11 protein-coding genes are annotated in these 15,606 nt (G+C 70.9%); 8 read left to right on the top strand and 3 right to left on the bottom strand.

Annotated elements, in window-relative coordinates:
• Nucleotides 1–237: 237 nt before the first annotated feature.
• The 3 genes from CRP56_RS13780 to CRP56_RS13770 are packed head-to-tail and all read left to right on the top strand — an operon-like array spanning nt 238 to nt 3,819.
• Nucleotides 238–1,782 (top strand): amino acid adenylation domain-containing protein, encoded by a 1,545-nt coding sequence (locus CRP56_RS13780; protein WP_097263824.1) that lies wholly within the window; start codon nt 238–240, stop codon nt 1,780–1,782.
• The gene (locus tag CRP56_RS13775; protein ID WP_097263821.1) at nt 1,779–3,026 is read left to right on the top strand and encodes a hypothetical protein; all 1,248 of its coding nucleotides are present in this window, start codon (nt 1,779–1,781) and stop codon (nt 3,024–3,026) included. The genes CRP56_RS13780 and CRP56_RS13775 overlap by 4 nt, the downstream gene beginning before the upstream one ends.
• Nucleotides 3,027–3,051: 25 nt before the next feature.
• Nucleotides 3,052–3,819, top strand: coding sequence for an enoyl-CoA hydratase-related protein (locus tag CRP56_RS13770; protein ID WP_097263817.1), 768 nt, complete (start codon nt 3,052–3,054; stop codon nt 3,817–3,819).
• A 135-nt stretch (nt 3,820–3,954) separates the two neighbouring features.
• Here the strand turns inward: CRP56_RS13770 and CRP56_RS13765 are convergent, their stop codons facing one another.
• A complete protein-coding gene (locus CRP56_RS13765) occupies nt 3,955–4,671 on the bottom strand; it encodes a SanA/YdcF family protein (RefSeq protein ID WP_097263814.1) in 717 nt (238 codons plus the stop codon).
• 284 nt (nt 4,672–4,955) lie between these two features.
• Between CRP56_RS13765 and CRP56_RS13760 the strand changes: the two genes are divergently transcribed.
• The 5 genes from CRP56_RS13760 to CRP56_RS13740 all read left to right on the top strand — a co-directional run bounded on the left by CRP56_RS13760 (nt 4,956) and on the right by CRP56_RS13740 (nt 11,847).
• Nucleotides 4,956–5,768: a sirohydrochlorin chelatase gene (locus tag CRP56_RS13760; protein WP_257040765.1), complete on the top strand. Its 813-nt coding sequence runs from the start codon at nt 4,956–4,958 to the stop codon at nt 5,766–5,768.
• A 55-nt stretch (nt 5,769–5,823) separates the two neighbouring features.
• Nucleotides 5,824–7,074, top strand: coding sequence for a deoxyguanosinetriphosphate triphosphohydrolase (locus tag CRP56_RS13755; RefSeq protein ID WP_097263809.1), 1,251 nt, complete (start codon nt 5,824–5,826; stop codon nt 7,072–7,074).
• Nucleotides 7,075–7,244: 170 nt separating this feature from the next.
• On the top strand, nt 7,245–8,510 hold the full coding sequence (locus CRP56_RS13750; RefSeq protein WP_097263806.1) for an NAD(P)/FAD-dependent oxidoreductase: 1,266 nt from the start codon (nt 7,245–7,247) through the stop codon (nt 8,508–8,510).
• A 29-nt stretch (nt 8,511–8,539) separates the two neighbouring features.
• A complete protein-coding gene (gene dnaG / locus CRP56_RS13745; RefSeq protein WP_097263803.1) occupies nt 8,540–10,444 on the top strand; it encodes a DNA primase in 1,905 nt (634 codons plus the stop codon).
• Between the two features lie 104 nt (nt 10,445–10,548).
• Nucleotides 10,549–11,847, top strand: coding sequence for an RNA polymerase sigma factor (locus CRP56_RS13740; protein ID WP_097263800.1), 1,299 nt, complete (start codon nt 10,549–10,551; stop codon nt 11,845–11,847).
• A gap of 96 nt (nt 11,848–11,943) precedes the next feature.
• Here the strand turns inward: CRP56_RS13740 and CRP56_RS13735 are convergent, their stop codons facing one another.
• A complete protein-coding gene (locus tag CRP56_RS13735; protein WP_097263797.1) occupies nt 11,944–13,872 on the bottom strand; it encodes an ABC transporter ATP-binding protein in 1,929 nt (642 codons plus the stop codon).
• On the bottom strand, nt 13,872–15,605 hold the full coding sequence (locus CRP56_RS13730) for an ABC transporter ATP-binding protein (protein ID WP_097263794.1): 1,734 nt from the start codon (nt 15,603–15,605) through the stop codon (nt 13,872–13,874). Before CRP56_RS13730 ends, CRP56_RS13735 begins: the two co-directional genes overlap by 1 nt.
• Nucleotide 15,606: the final 1 nt, after the last annotated feature.

Below are 15,606 nucleotides of genomic sequence, written 5' to 3'. Positions count from 1 at the left end.
CCTCCCCGCGGGGCGACGGCCGCCGTGAGGCACACGGATCCCCACCTATGGGTCGCCGCCGACCGGGGCGGACGTTGCCGCTGTGGTGAAAGACGCCACATGTGGCGCATTCCGTTCCATGGATGGCCGATCACGCCTAGTTGAGTGTTGAAAAACCGCGGCTACAGTCGAGCGCGGATCCAGCTTGGCGCCAGGTCGTCCCTCACGCGAAGAAGCCAGCCAGGAGGTCCCCCCAGCATGCCTCTGCGCCATCTGAGCCCACGCGACCAGCACCTTTTCCTCCAGTACGGCGTCGGCCCGGCCGTCCCCGTCCCGGACCCGCTCCTCCATCACGCCGTGGAACGCCGGGCCGCGGCCACCCCGCACGCCGTCGCCGCCGAACACCTCGGCGCGCGGATCACGTACGCCGAACTCGACCGCCACGCCGACGCCCTCGCCGCCCGGCTGATCCGCGAGGGCGTACGCCCCGGCGACCACGTCGGCCTGTTCGTCCGCCGCTCCCTGCCGATGGTCGTCGGCCTGCTCGGCATCCTGAAGGCGGGCGCCGCCTACGTCCCGCAGGACATCGCCCTCGCCCCCGCACCCCAGCTCGCCCATGTGATCCGCACCGCCCGCACCCGGGTGGTCATCACCGTCGCCGAACACGCCCACCGCGTGCCGCTGCCGCCGGGCCACCACCTGATCGCCCTCGACGAGCCACTGCCGTACGTCCCGGCACCCCGCGCCCCGCGACAGCACCGCCGACCGGTGCCCGTGGGCCCCGACGACGGCTGCTACGTCCTGTTCACCTCCGGCACCACCGGCCGCCCCAACGGCGTGAAGGTCACCCACCGCAACGTCGCCAACATCCTGCTCACCGCCCCCGGCGACCTCGGCATCCGCCCCGGCGACCGGGTCGCCCAGCTCCTCAACATCGCTTTCGACATGGCCGCCTGGGAGATCCTCGGCTGTCTCGCCCACGGCGGCACCCTCGTCATCCGCGGCAAGGACATCGCGGCGGCCGCCCGCACGGCCGACGTCATCGTCGCCACCCCCACCGTCCTGTCCGGCATCGACCCGGCGGCCTGCCCGCGCGTCCGCACGGTCGCCGTCGCCGGTGAGCCCTGCCCGCGCCCGCTCGCCGACCGCTGGGCGCACCGGGCGGCGTTCCACAACTGCTGCGGCCCGACCGAGACGACCATCGTCAACACGATGAGCCGCCACGACCCGGCCGCCCCGCTCCTCACCATCGGCCGCCCCACCCCCAACAACACGGTCTACGTCCTCGACGCCGACCGTCGCCCCCTGCCCATCGGCGAGGTCGGCGAGATGTGGGCCGGCGGCGACTGCGTCTCGGCGGGCTATCTGGGCAACGACGCCCTCAACGCCGAGCGCTACGCCCCCGACCCCTTCCTGGGCGGCGGCCGGAGGATGTTCCGCACCCGCGACCTCGGCCGCTGGACCCCCGACGGCCAACTCGAACACCTCGGCCGCACCGACGACCAGGTCAAGGTGCGCGGTTTCCGTGTCGAACTCGACTCCGTCTCCTCGGTGTTGGAGTCGGTCGACGGCTGCGTCCGCGCGGTGACGCTGAAACGGGACGCCCGCACCCTGGTCGCCTTCGTCACCCCGGCGGACGTCGACCCTGACCGGGCCCGGCGCGCGGTGGCCGACGCGCTGCCGTACTACTGCGTCCCCGAGACTGTCATGCCCCTGACGCATTTACCGGAGACAGACCGCGGCAAGATCGACAAACCGGCGCTGCTGAGGCTGGCGGAGGAGCGCATGGCGGTGTCCCGATGACGACCTCGCTGGAACGGCAGACCACGGACCTCCCCCCGCTCACCCCACGCCTGCGCCGCCTGCTCAAGCACCCCCGCCTGATGCACTACAACCGCCTGTGGGCCCTGGTGCTCCTGGCCAACGGGATTCTTCTGTGGGCGAGTTGGGCCCCGTCCACCCGCACCATGGGTCACGCGGCCCTCGCCAACCTCGCCCTGGCCGTCCTGGCTCGCCAGCAGTACGTCATCAACCTCCTCTTCCGGCTGGCGACTTGGGCGCCGACGAGCTGGCCGCTGAAGGTCCGGTGGACGCTGGGCAAGGTCTACCACTTCGGCGGCCTGCACGTGGGCGGGGCGCTGGCGGGCACGGCATGGTTCCTGGCGGCGACCATCGGCACGCACAACACCCGTCAGGCCACGGTCGGTTGGACCCTCCTGGCCCTGCTGGCGTTCATCATCGCCACCGCCCTGCCCCCCTTCCGCTCCCGCCACCACGACCACTTCGAGAAGATCCACCGCTTCGGCGGCTGGACGGCTCTCGCCCTCTTCTGGACCCACACCCTCCTGTCGTCCCCCGGCCCGGTCGAGGTGTCGGTCCTGTCGGTCGTCACCTTCAGCGTCGCGCTGCCCTGGCTGAGGCTGCGCAAGGTCGCCGTACGCCTCGAACGCCCCTCCCCGCACGTCGTGCTGGCCCGCTTCGACCACGGCGAGACCCCGTTCGCGGGCTCCTCCACGGCTATCAGCCGCAGCCCGCTGAAGGAGTGGCATTCCTTCGCGAACGTCCCGGCCCCCGGGGAGCCCGGCTTCCGTCTGACGATCTCCCGGGCCGGCGACTGGACGGGCGCCTTCATCGACGACCTGCCGGAGAAAGTCTGGGTCAAGGGCATCACCACCGCCGGGGTCGCCAACATCGAGACCCTGTTCACCAAGGTCGTCTACGTCGCGACCGGCAGCGGCATCGGCCCCTGCCTGCCCCATCTGCTGGCCGCCGAGGTTCCCTCCCGCCTGGTCTGGGCGACCCGCGACCCCCGCGCCACCTACGGTGACGCCCTCGTCGACGAGATCCTCGCCGTCCAGCCCGACGCCCTGGTCTGGGACACCTCCCGGCACGGCAAGCCCGACATGGTCCGCCTCGCCTACGAGGCCTACCGCGACTTCGGGGCCGAGGCGGTGATCTGCATCTCCAACAAGAAGCTCACCTGGCAGGTCGTGCACGGCCTGGAGCGGCGGGGGATTCCGGCGTACGGCGCGATCTGGGACTCGTAGAAAGACTCGTAGGAAGGGGACCCGCATGAACCACCTGAAGCTGGAGCGGCAGGGCGCCGTCGTCACCGTACGCCTGCACCGCCCGCACGTCCGCAACGCGCTGAGCGGTGAGCTGCTCGCCGAACTCCTGGCGGCACTGCGCCCGTTGGACGACGACCCCGAGGTCGGCTGCTACGTGCTCACGGGCTCGGAGCGGTACTTCGCGGCCGGGGCCGACATCAAGGAGATGGCCGCGATGACGGCCGTCGACATGGTGACGGAGGACTACTTCGGGGCCTGGGAGGCGTTCGCCGACCTGCGCACCCCGAAGATCGCCGCGGTCAACGGCCCCGCGCTGGGCGGCGGTTGCGAGCTGGTGATGATGTGCGACCTGGTGATCGCGGGGGAGTCGGCGGTGTTCGGCCAGCCGGAGATCAAGCTGGGCGTGATCCCCGGCATCGGCGGCACCCAGCGCCTCACCCGCCTGATCGGCCGCGCGAAGGCGATGGACCTGGTCCTCACCGGCCGCACGATGGACGCGAGGGAGGCGGAAGGCGCGGGCCTGGTGTCCCGGGTGGTCCCCGACGATCAAGTCCTCTCCGAGGCGCTCGAGGCCGCGGAGACGATCGCCTCCTACGGCCGTACGGCGGTCAGAGCGGCCCGCGAATGCGTCGACCGGTCCCTGGAGACCGGCCTGCGGGACGGCATCCGCTTCGAACGCCGGGTGTTCCACGCCCTGTTCGCGACCCACGACCAGAAGGAGGGCATGACCGCGTTCCTGGAGAAACGCGCCCCGCGGTTCACCGGCCGCTAGGGCCTGTCCGGCGGATCATGCCGCAGACGCGGGGCTCGGCACGCCGATCTGCGGCGTTGTCGTCGGTTGCCGACGCTCCGCGTCGACGCCCTCCTCCGCCTTGCAGCTCGCCGCGCCAAGCCCCGCTCACCTGCGCTAATTGAGGCACCGCCGCTTTCCTGCAACCTGATCCGCCGGACAGGCCCTAGCCAGCGCCGCGCCCACCCCCGGTTCCTTGGGCCCGAGGAACCGGGGATCGGGCTCGAAGACCGCGTCCAGCGCGGCCTTGCCGGCCGCGAAGATCTCCCGGGTGCCGCCGTAGTACCAGGTGACGTCGTGCTTGGCGTCGACCCCGACGCCGTACGACGTCACCCCGGCCGCCTCGCACAGCGCGACCGCCCGCCGGATGTGGAAGCCCTGGCTGATCAGCACGGCCCGGTCCACCCCGAAGATCTTCTTGGCCCGGACACAGGAGTCCCAGGTGTCGAACCCGGCGTAGTCACTGACGATGCGGGCGTCGGGAACCCCGTGCCGCGTCAGATAGGCCCGCATCGCGTCGGGCTCGTCGTAGTCCTCCCGGCTGTTGTCGCCGGTGACGAGGACGACCTCGATCCGGCCCTCGCGGTACAGCTTCGCCGCCGCGTCCAGCCGGTGCGCGAGATACGGCGAGGGCTCCCCGTCCCACAGCCCGGCCCCGAAGACGACGGCGACCTCGGTGCGCGGCACGTCCGCGATCGTGCGCAGCCGGTCGCCCGTGACGACGTACATCCAGGTCGCCGGGAGCAGCGCCAGCACACACCCGGCCATCACAGCCTGCACGAGCCGCCGCTGCCCGGTACGGGTGCGCGGCAGACGGGGTCGGCGCAGTCTCACGGGGTCCCTCCCAGGTCGTCCTTCGACAGTCAGGGACGTTCCGTAAGCAGCCACGGTTCGCCGCCGCACACGTGACCAGCCTCACGCACCCGCATGAAACCGCAGGTCAGCCCACCTCACACCGCCCACCCACCCTGCGGTGAACCCCCCGAAAATCCCCGTTATCTTCATGCAACGGGGCGGCAACGTCCCCCCTCCACCATCGGTCCATGACAGCGTCGGGTAATTCGAGAGCTCCCAGCGACCAGTCCAAGGAAGTCCACTTCGACAGTACGGCGCACCTCATGAACCGGATCACCAGCCAGCTCGCGAGCCAGCTCAGCCTCGTGTCCCTCGCCGGCAGGCGGCGCCCCGAGGCTCCCGCGCTCGTCGTCGTGGCCCACGGCAGCCGCGACCCGCGCGCCCTGAGCACCGTACGCAGCCTCCTCGACAAGGTCCGCGCCCAGCGCCCCGGACTCCCGGTCCACCTCGGCCACATCGAGCTCAACGAGCCGCTGCTGACCGACACCCTCAAGACCCTCGGCAGCCGCGAGGCGATCCTCGTCCCACTGCTGCTGAGCCGCGGCTACCACGTGAAGCGGGACATCCCCGAGATGGCCGCCGAGACGGACGTACGCGCACGCGTGGCGCCCGCGTTGGGCCCGCACCCGCTGCTGGTGGACGCGCTGCACGCCCGCCTGCTGGAGGCGGGCTGGGAGGAGTCCCCGCGCGTGGGCAGCGCGGTGGTCCTGGCGGCGGCGGGTTCACGTGACCCGGAGTCGAAGGTCGACATGGCCCGTATGGCGACCTTGCTGTCGACCCGCCTGGAAGTACCCGTGGTCCCGGCCTACGCCACGACGGCGGCCCCCACGGTCCCGGCGGCCGTAGAGGCCCTGGCAGCCCGGGGCTACGACCGTGTGGCCATCGCCTCCTACTTCACGGCCCCCGGCCGCTTCGCGACGGAGTGCGCGGAGGCGGCACCGTGGCTGGCATCGGCACCATTGGGCACGCACGAGGCGATGGCAGACCTGATTCTTCACAGGTACGACCAGATGACGTCCCTGAGGGGCGCGGGGAACGGCGCGACCAGCCGGACACGACCCGCACTCGCCGTCTGACAGCACAAGGCACACGAACCGGCGAATTGTCAGTCCCTGCCCGTACTGTCGAGTCATGCCGTACGACCTGCCCTCAACAGACCGCTGGGCCCCGGAGCCTGACAAGCGCCCCGGCCGCACCGCCTTCCAACGCGACCGCGCCCGCATCCTCCACTCAGCCGCACTGCGAAGGCTCGCCGGAAAAACGCAGGTCGTCACCCCAGGCACCCGAAGCCAGGCCTGGGACGCCAGCCCCAGAACGCGCCTGACGCACTCCCTGGAGTGCGCCCAGGTAGGCCGAGAACTCGGCGCAGCCCTCGGCTGCGACCCCGACTTGGTCGAAGCCGCCTGCCTCGCCCACGACCTCGGCCACCCCCCGTTCGGTCACAACGGCGAACAGGCACTCAACGAGTTCGCGGAGGACTGCGGCGGCTTCGAGGGCAACGCGCAGTCCCTGCGCCTGCTCACCCGCATCGAGCCCAAGCGCTTCACCGAAGAAGGCTCGGTCGGGCTGAACCTCACCCGCGCCACCCTCGACGCGGCCACCAAGTACCCCTGGCCCCGCGGGGCGGGACCACAGACAGCGTCCCCCAAGTTCGGCGTCTACGAGGACGACCGCCCCGTCTTCGACTGGGTCCGCAAGGACGCCCCCGGCACCCGCACCTGCTTCGAGGCGCAGGTCATGGACTGGTCCGACGACGTGGCGTACTCGGTGCACGACGTCGAGGACGGCCTGCACGCGGGCCACATCGACCCGAACTGCCTGCACGCGGAACCGGAACGGCAGGCGGTCTTCGCGGTGGCCCGCGGCCGGTACGTCCCCGAGGACACCGACCCCGCCGAACTCGCCGCCGCCCTCGACCGGCTCCAGGACCAGCCGTGGTGGCCGCACGGCTACGACGGTTCCGCCGTCGCCCAGGCCCGGCTGAAGGACGCCACCAGCCAGCTCATCGGCCGCTTCTGCCTCGCCGCCGAGGGCGCCACACGCGCGGCGTTCGGCGGCGGCCCGCTCACGCGATACGCCGCCGAACTCGTCGTACCGCACGAGACGCGGCTGGAGTGCGCGGTCCTCAAGGCCGTCGCCGACCGGTACGTCATGCAGCGCGCCGAGCAGGAGCTGCTGCGGGCCGACCAGCGGATCGTGGTGGCCGAACTCGCCGAGGCGCTCACCGTCCGCGCCCCGGACGGGCTCGACCCGCAGTTCCGGGCGCTGTTCGACCAGGCGGCCGACGACCGTGCCCGCAAGCGGGTGATCGTCGACCAGATCGCGTCCCTCACGGACGCGTCGGCGCGATCGCTTCACGCCCGCTTGACGGGGCATATGTGAGACAGATGTGCCAAGGGTGAAGCGAAACGCGCCCGAATGTGACCCTCCGTGGCCTGATCGGGCCACTCCCTCTTCCCCCATCACGCTGCGTGCGGGACGCTCCCATGTGGCGGCACCCGCTGTGTTCTCTGGGGCGACACTCCCCAGACACCCCCGGTAGGAGGCATCAAGTGGTCGACGCGGACCAGACATTCGTGATCGTCGGAGGCGGTCTCGCCGGCGCCAAGGCGGCCGAGACGCTCCGAGCGGAGGGCTTCACCGGTCGCGTGATACTGATCTGCGACGAACGCGACCACCCCTATGAGCGCCCGCCCCTCTCCAAGGGCTACCTGCTCGGCAAGGAGGAGCGCGACAGCGTCTTCGTGCACGAACCGGCCTGGTACGCGCGCAACGACATCGAGCTGCACCTCGGCCAGACCGTCGACGCGATCGACCGCGCGGCCAGGACGGTCCGCTTCGGCGACGACGGCACGCTCGTCCACTACGACAAGCTGCTTCTGGCCACCGGGGCCGAACCCCGCCGCCTCGACATCCCCGGCACCGACCTCGCGGGCGTCCACCATCTGCGCCGCCTCGCCCACGCGGAACGCCTCAAGGGCGTCCTGACCGCGCTCGGCCGGGACAACGGCCACCTGGTGGTCGCCGGCGCCGGCTGGATCGGCCTGGAGGTCGCGGCGGCGGCCCGCGAGTACGGCGCCGAGGTCACGATCATCGAGCCCGCCCCGACCCCGCTGCACGGCGTCCTCGGCCCCGAGCTGGGCAGCCTCTTCGCCGACCTGCACCGGGAGCACGGCGTGCGCTTCCACTTCGGCGCCCAGCTCACCGAGATCGTCGGCCAGGACGGCATGGTGCTGGCCGCCCGCACCGACGACGGCGAGGAACACCCGGCCCACGACGTCCTCGCCGCGATCGGCGCGGCCCCGCGCACCGCCCTCGCGGAGGCGGCGGGCCTGGAGCTGGCCGACCGGGCGCACGGCGGCGGCGTCGCGGTCGACGAACGGCTGCGCACCTCCGACCCCGACATCCACGCGGCCGGTGACGTCGCCTCCTTCCACCACGCCCTCTTCGACAGCAGGCTGCGCGTGGAGCACTGGGCCAACGCCCTCAACGGCGGCCCCGCCGCGGCCCGCGCGATGCTCGGCCAGGACCTCGTCTACGACCGCGTCCCCTACTTCTTCTCCGACCAGTACGACCTGGGGATGGAGTACAGCGGCTGGGCGCCCCCGGGGTCGTACGACGAAGTGGTGATTCGCGGGGACGCCGGAAAGCGTGAGTTCATCGCGTTCTGGGTGAAGGAGGGCCGGGTGCTGGCGGGGATGAACGTGAACGTGTGGGACGTCACGGACCCGATCCAGCAGCTGATCCGGACGAAGACACAGGTGGACACGGAGGCGCTGGCGGACCCGCACGTTCCGCTCGAAAGCCTCGTCTCATGAGTGTCAGTCCACCACCGTAGAATTCACGCGTGGCTGGACGGATCAACGACGAGGACGTGAAGGCGGTACGGGACGCGGTCCCGATCGACGCCGTGGTGTCCGAGTACCTCCAGCTGCGCAACGCGGGCGGGGGCAACCTCAAGGGCCTGTGCCCGTTCCATGACGAGAAGTCGCCGTCCTTCCAGGTCAGCCCGAGCAAGGGACTCTTCCACTGCTTCGGCTGCCAGGAGGGCGGCGACACCATCACGTTCGTGATGAAGGTCGACCACCTCACCTTCTCCGAGGCGGTCGAGCGCCTGGCCGCCCAGGCCGGCATCACCCTGCGCTACGAGGAGGGCGGGTACAACCCGGCCCACCAGCGCGGCGAACGCATCCGCCTGGTCGAGGCCCACAAGATCGCCGCCGACTGGTACATGGAACAGCTGGCGACCAGTCCGGAGGCCGACACCGGCCGCAAGTTCCTCGCCGAGCGCGGCTTCGACCAGGCCGCCGCCGAGCACTTCTCCGTCGGCTACAGCCCCCAGGGCTGGGACCACCTCACCCGCTATCTGCGCGGCAAGGGCTTCACCGACAAGGAACTCGTCCTGTCCGGCCTCTCCCAGGAGGGCCGCCGCGGCCCCATCGACCGCTTCCGAGGCCGCCTGATGTGGCCGATCCGCGACATCGGCGGCGACGTGGTCGGCTTCGGCGCCCGCAAGCTCTACGAGGCGGACACCGGCCCGAAGTACCTCAACACACCCGACACGGCGATCTACAAGAAGTCCCAGGTCCTCTACGGCATCGACCTCGCCAAGAAGGACATCGCCAAGGCGTCCCGCGCGGTCGTCGTCGAGGGCTACACCGACGTCATGGCCTGCCACCTCGCGGGCGTCACGACGGCCATCGCGACCTGCGGCACCGCCTTCGGCGGCGACCACATCAAGATCCTGCGCCGGCTGCTGATGGACAACGGCAGCGCCCGCGTGATCTTCACCTTCGACGGCGACGCCGCCGGCCAGAAGGCCGCCCTGCGCGCCTTCGAGGACGACCAGAAGTTCGCCGCCGAGACCTACATCGCCATCGCCCCCGACGGCATGGACCCCTGCGACCTGCGCCTGGCCAAGGGCGACGACGCGGTCGCCGACCTGGTCGAACCCCGCACCCCGCTCTTCGAGTTCGCGCTCCGCCAGATCGTCGTCCGCTACGACCTCGACACCCCCGCGGGCCGGGCGGCGGCGCTGGACGAGGCCGCCCCGATCGTCGCCCGCATCAAGAACAGCGGCGCGCAGCACGAGGTCGCCGTCCAGCTCGCCGGCATGCTCGGCATCCTCGACACCCAGTTCGTCGTCAAGCGCGTCGCCCAACTGGCCCGCTGGGCCCGCGACCGCGGCGGCAAGGGCGGCCCGGCCCCGGCCCGCGGCCCCCAGCAGCCGTACGAGGCCACCCAGCGCACCGCGGCCGGCGGCCCCGCGCTCCAGCTCCGCAACCCCGTCTACGCCACCGAGCGCGAGCTGCTCAAACTCGCCCTCCAGCGACCCGAGCTGGTCTCCCCGGCCTTCGACGCCTACGGCATCGACGAGTTCACCGCCGCCCCCTACGCCGCCGTACGCCAGGCGATCATGGAGGCCGGCGGCGCCGAGTACGGCACGCAGGACTCGCAGGACTATCTCGTCCGGGTCCGCGAGGCCGCCCCCGACGACGCCGTCCGCGCGATGGTCACGGAACTCGCGGTCGAGGCGATCATGCGGCGCACGGTCGACGAGGACTACGCGGGCCAGCAGCTCGTCACCGTCCGCCGCCGCGCCGTCGAGCGCCGCGTCCGGGACATCCAGTCGACGCTGGCCCGCCTCGGCAGCACCGGCGACCCCGCCCAAGCGGCCGCGGTGCAGAACGAATTGTGGGTGCTCCAGCAGTACGACCAGGCGCTGCGCGAGCACGGAGCCGCAGCTCTCTGAGCGTGTCGCGTCCGTCACGGTAACCACCCGGTCACGGACCGGACTCAAAAAGTCACCGCACGCCCCTCGTGGCGGTGATGTGTCGTACTCCACACTGGGTTCCGGTGCCTGAGTCCTCGGAGCGCGGCCGATCCGTCCCCAACGGGTCCCAGACCCCCGCGGTTCCGCTCATCGCGTACGGGACGGACAGCGGCGAGGCCGCCGACTCCGTCCCCGAAACAGCGCTGCCGCACTCTGCAGCGATCATCCTGGAGGTCGCCCCCGTGCAGACCCAGACCCTCACCCAGACCGAGAACAGTACGGACGCCACGGAGCCGGACGCCGAGACCGACGTTCTCGTCGCGGTCCCCCCGCAGAACCGTGTCGTGCACCACCCCGAGACCGAGCCGGAAGAACCGCCCGCCGACGCGCTGGAGAGCGCGGAGGCCGCGGAGGCGCCCGAGCCGGTCGAGGCCCCGGAACCGGCCGCCCGCAACCGCGCCGACACCGGCAGCCCGTCCTCCGACCTGTTCCGCCAGTACCTCCGCGAGATCGGCCGCATCCCGCTGCTCACCGCGGCCGAGGAGGTCGAACTCGCCCGGCGCGTCGAGGCCGGCCTGTTCGCCGAGGAGAAGCTCAGCACCACGCCCGACCTCGACAGCCAGCTCGCCCTCGACCTGGACCGCCTGGTCGTGATGGGCCGCATGGCCAAGCGCCGCCTCATCGAGGCGAACCTGCGCCTGGTGGTGTCGGTCGCCAAACGGTACGTCGGCCGTGGCCTGACCATGCTCGACCTGGTCCAGGAAGGGAACCTGGGCCTGATCCGCGCGGTCGAGAAGTTCGACTACGCCCGCGGCTACAAGTTCTCCACGTACGCCACCTGGTGGATCCGTCAGGCCATGTCCCGCGCCCTCGCCGACCAGGCCCGCACCATCCGGGTGCCGGTCCATGTCGTCGAGCTGATCAACCGGGTCGTCCGCGTCCAGCGCCGCATGCTGCAGGAACGCGGCTACGAACCGACGCCGGAGGAGGTGGCCGGCCACCTCGACCTCGCGCCGGAACGCGTCAGCGAGGTGCTGCGGCTGGCCCAGGAACCGGTGTCGTTGCACGCCCCGGTGGGCGAGGAGGACGACGTCGCGCTGGGCGACCTCATCGAGGACGGCGACGCGACGTCACCCGTGGAGTCGGCGGCGTTCCTGCTGCTGCGGGAGCATCTGGAGGCGGTGCTCTCCACTCTGGGCGAGCGTGAGCGCAAGGTCGTACAGCTGAGGTACGGGCTGGCCGACGGGCGTCCTCGCACGCTGGAGGAGATCGGGCGCATCTTCGGCGTCACGCGGGAGCGGATACGGCAGATCGAGTCGAAGACGCTCAACAAGCTGCGGGATCATGCTTTTGCGGATCAGCTGAGGGGTTATCTGGATTGATGCCGGGTGCGGGTGGGGGCTGGTCGCGCCCGCGCGGCGGAGCCGCATGTTGATACAGCCCCGCGCCCCTCGGGTGGGACCAGCCCCCGCCACTGATCAGTCGACCTCTGCCACTGCCTGCGCGAACTGCGCCTTATACAGGCGCGCGTACGCCCCGTCCGCCTGCAACAGGTCCGCGTGCGCGCCCTGTTCCACGATCGAGCCGTTCTCCATCACCAGGATCGTGTCCGCGTCCCGGATGGTGGAGAGGCGGTGCGCGATCACGAACGACGTGCGGCCGTGGGCGAGTTTGGCCATCGCCTTCTGGATCAGCACCTCGGTGCGGGTGTCGACCGACGACGTGGCCTCGTCGAGGACCAGGATCGTCGGGTCGGACAGGAACGCCCGCGCGATGGTGATGAGCTGCTTCTCACCGGCGCTGACGCCCGTGCCCTCGTCGTCGATCACCGTGTCGTAGCCGTCGGGCAGCGTCCGGACGAACCGGTCGGCGTGCGCGGCGCGTGCGGCCTCCTCGATCTCGCCGCGGGTGACCTCACGGGAGGCGCCGTACGCGATGTTCTCCGCGATGGTGCCGCCGAACAGCCAGGTGTCCTGGAGCACCATGCCGATCTGGGCGCGCAGCTCGTCCCGGGACATCCGCGCGATGTCCACCCCGTCGAGGGTGATCCGGCCGCCGGAGACGTCGTAGAACCGCATCAACAGGTTGACCAGCGTGGTCTTTCCGGCGCCCGTCGGACCGACGATCGCGACCGTGTGGCCGGGTTCGACCTTCAGGGAGAGGTCCTCGATCAGCGGCTTCTCGGGGTCGTAGCGGAAGGAGACGTGCTCCAGCGCGACCCGGCCGCGCAGTTCCTCCGGGCGCAGCCCCGGGATCGGGTCCGCCGCCTGCTCCTCGGCGTCGAGGAGTTCGAAGACCCGCTCGGCGGAGGCGACGCCGGACTGCACGAGGTTCGCCATGGACGCGACCTGCGTCAGCGGCATCGAGAACTGGCGGGAGTACTGGATGAAGGCCTGCACGTCACCGATGGAGAGGGCACCGGAGGCGACCCGCAGCCCGCCGACGACCGCGACCAGCACGTAGTTGAGGTTCGACACGAACATCATCAGCGGCTGCATGACCCCGCTGTTGAACTGCGCCTTGAACCCGGCCTCGTACAGCGCCTCGTTCTGCTCGGCGAACTGCTGCGCCGACTCGTCCTGCCGCCCGAACACCTTCACCAGGGCGTGCCCGGTGTACATCTCCTCGACGTGCGCGTTGAGCTTGCCGGTGGAGCGCCACTGCTGCACGAAGTGCGGCTGCGACCGCTTGCCGACGCGGGTGGCGACGACGAACGACAGCGGCACGGTCACCAGCGCGACCAGCGCCAGCAGCCAGGAGACGTAGAACATCATCGCGAGCACGCCGATGATCGTCAGCAGCGAGTTGATGAGCTGGCCCATCGACTGCTGGAGGGTCTGCCCGATGTTGTCGATGTCGTTCGTCGCCCGGGACAGCACCTCGCCGCGCTGGCGCTTGTCGAAGTACGACAGCGGCAGCCGCGACATCTTCGTCTGCACGTCCTCGCGCAGCCGGAACATCGTGCGGTTGACGGCCCGGTTGACCAGCCGGGTCGCCACCGCCATCAGCAGACCGGCGATGGCGAAGGCGCCGGTGGCGAGGAGCAGGACATGCCCCACGGCGGTGAAGTCGATGCCCTCGCCGGGGGTGAAGTCGGTGCCGCTGAGCATGTCGGCGATCGCGGAGTCACCGCGCTCGCGCATCCCGGCGAGGACCTCCTCCTTCGAGGCCCCGGCCGGCATCTGCCGGCCGATGATCCCGGCGAAGACCAGGTCGGTGGCCTTGCCGAGGATCCACGGCCCGATCGAGTTCAGGCCGACGCTGACCACCACACAGGCCAGCAGCGCGTAGATGGTGAACCGCTCCGGCCGGAACTGCCCGATCAGCCGCCGTCCCGACACCTTGAAGTCCAGCGAACGGGTGTCCGGGCCGCCGCCGGCCATCATCCGCCCCATGGGCCCGGCCATCAGGCAGCCTCCGCTTCCGTGAGCTGGGAGAGCACGATCTCCCGGTAGGTCTCGTTGTCCGCCATCAGTTCGTGGTGGGTGCCGGTGCCGACGACCCGGCCCTCGTCGAGGACGACGATCCGGTCGGCGTCGCGGATGGTCGCCACCCGCTGGGCGACGATCACCACGGTCGCCTCCGCCGTCTCCGCGGCGAGTGCCGCGCGCAGTGCCGCGTCGGTGGCGTAGTCGAGCGCGGAGAAGGAGTCGTCGAAGAGATAGATCTCGGGCCGCTGCACCAGCGTCCGGGCGATCGCGAGCCGCTGCCGCTGACCGCCGGAGACGTTCGTGCCGCCCTGGGCGATGGGGGAGTCGAGGCCGTTCTCCAGCCGCTCGACGAAGCTCTTGGCCTGCGCCACCTCCAGCGCGTGCCACAGCTCCTCGTCCGTGGCGTCCGGGTTGCCGTAGCGCAGGTTCGTCGCCACGGTCCCCGCGAAGAGGTACGGCTTCTGCGGCACGAGCCCGACCGTCCGCGCCAGCAGCGTCGGCTCCACGTCCGCGACGGGGACGCCGTCGACCAGCACCTCGCCCTCGGTCGCGTCGAACAGCCGCGGCACCAGTCCCAGCAGCGTCGACTTGCCGCTGCCGGTCGAGCCGATCACGGCGGTCACCTCACCGGGCCGGGCCACCAGCTCGACGCCCTTCAGCACCGGCTCCTCGGCACCCGGGTAGCGGAAGCCCGCGCCCCGGATCTCCAGGTGCCCGTGCCGGCGCAGCTCGGTGACGGGGGCGAGCGGCGGGACGACGCTGGAGTCGGTGTCGAGGACCTCCTGGATGCGCTCGGCACAGACCTCCGCGCGCGGCACCATCATGAACATGAAGGTGGCCATCATCACGGACATCACGATCTGCATCAGATAGGCGAGGAACGCCGTCAGGTCGCCGATCTGCATGCCGCCGCTGTCGATCCGGTGGGCGCCGAACCACACCACCGCGATCGACGACAGGTTCACCGTCGTCATGACCACGGGGAACATCAGGGCGAGCATGTTGCCGGTGGCCAGGGACATGTCGGTGAGGTCGCGGTTGGCCTTCCGGAACCGCTCCTCCTCGTACTGGTCGCGCACGAAGGCGCGGATCACGCGGTTGCCGGTGATCTGCTCGCGCAGCACCCGGTTGACGGTGTCCAGCCGCACCTGCATGGACCGGAACAGCGGCCGCAGCCGCCGTACGATCAGCGTCACGCAGATGCCCAGCGTCGGTACGACGGCGACCAGCACCGCCGACAGCGGCACGTCCAGGCCGAGGGCGAGGACGATGCCGCCCACGCACATGATGGGCGCCGACACCATCAGGGTGAACGTCATCAGCGCCAGCATCTGCACCTGCTGGACGTCGTTCGTGGTCCGTGTGATCAGCGTGGGCGCGCCGAAGTGACCCACTTCACGGGCCGAGAACGACTGCACCCGGTCGAAGACCGCGGCCCGCATGTCCCGCCCGAGCGCCGAGGCCGTCCGGGCGCCGTAGTAGACGGCCCCGATGTTGCACACGACCTGGGCCAGCGAGATCCCGATCATCAGGGCGCCGTAGGACAGGATGTAGCCCGTGTCCCCGTTGACCACGCCGTGGTCGATGATGTCGGCGTTGAGCGTGGGCAGGTAGAGGGTGGCGCAGGTCTGCAGGAACTGGAGCAGGACCAGCACACCGATGGGTTTCTTGTAGGGCCTGAGATAGGTCCGCAGAAGTCGTATGAGCACG

It is taken from the genome of Streptomyces sp. TLI_55 (assembly GCF_900206255.1).
Taxonomy (GTDB): Bacteria; Actinomycetota; Actinomycetes; order Streptomycetales; family Streptomycetaceae; genus Streptomyces; species Streptomyces aquilus.
This window is presented reverse-complemented; position numbering and strand designations above follow the sequence as displayed.